1 pseudogene is annotated in these 866 nt (G+C 69.3%); it reads right to left on the bottom strand.

The features are described from left to right. Nucleotides 1-866: pseudogene (locus JCM19049_RS15845) on the bottom strand (ATP-binding cassette domain-containing protein); the annotation flags it as partial.

Genomic DNA, 866 nt, shown 5'->3' with positions numbered 1-866 from the left:
CCCGGGCCCGGGTTTCGCGCGGACCCAGGCTGCGGTGCACGTTCAGCGGTTCGGCCACGCACTGCCCGATGGTCAGCTGCGGGTTGAAGCTGGCGGCCGGTCCTGGAAGACGAACCCGATCTGCTCCCGCAGCGGCTTGAAGCTGCGTTCACGGAAATCGGCCATCTCATAGTCCAGCACCCTCAGCGACCCGCCGGTCATCCGGTTCAGCCCGGCGATGGTGCGCCCGATGGTGGTCTTGCCCGAGCCGGATTCACCGACCAGCCCGTACACCTCCCCGGCGTGGATCTTCAGGGACACCCCGTTGACGGCCGTGAACCCCGGTGCGCCCAGGCGCCCCGGGTAGTGCACGCTCAGGTCCCGGGCCTCGACCAGCACCGGCTTCTCGGCGTGGGCGCGGGACTCCAGGTCCTTCGAGGCGCTGGAGCGGCCCAGGTGTGGCACCGCCTCCAGCAGTGAACGGGTGTAGTCCTGCTGCGGGTTCTCGAACAGGTCCAGCGCCTTGGCCTGTTCGATCACCAGGCCTGGTTCATCACGATCACCCGGTCGGCGATGTCGGCGACCACCCCCATGTTGTGGGTGATGATCACGATCGCGGTGCCCAGCTCCTCGCGCACCTGGCGCAGCAGCTGCAGGATTTCGGCCTGCACCGTCACATCCAGGGCGGTGGTCGGTTCGTCGGCCACGATCAGTGAGGGGCGCAGCGCCAGCGCCGCGGCGATCACCACGCGCTGCTTCTGCCCGCCGGAGAACTGGTGCGGGTAGTAGTCCACCCGGCGTTCGGGGTCCGGGATGCCGACCTGGCGCATCGCCTCCACGGCGCGGGCTTGGCCTCGCCTGCGGCCGATCTTGTTGTGCGCCGGATG

It is taken from the genome of Arthrobacter sp. JCM 19049, assembly GCF_001310435.1.
Note: the sequence above shows the minus strand (reverse complement) of the source record. Positions and strands in the feature narration are given on the sequence as shown.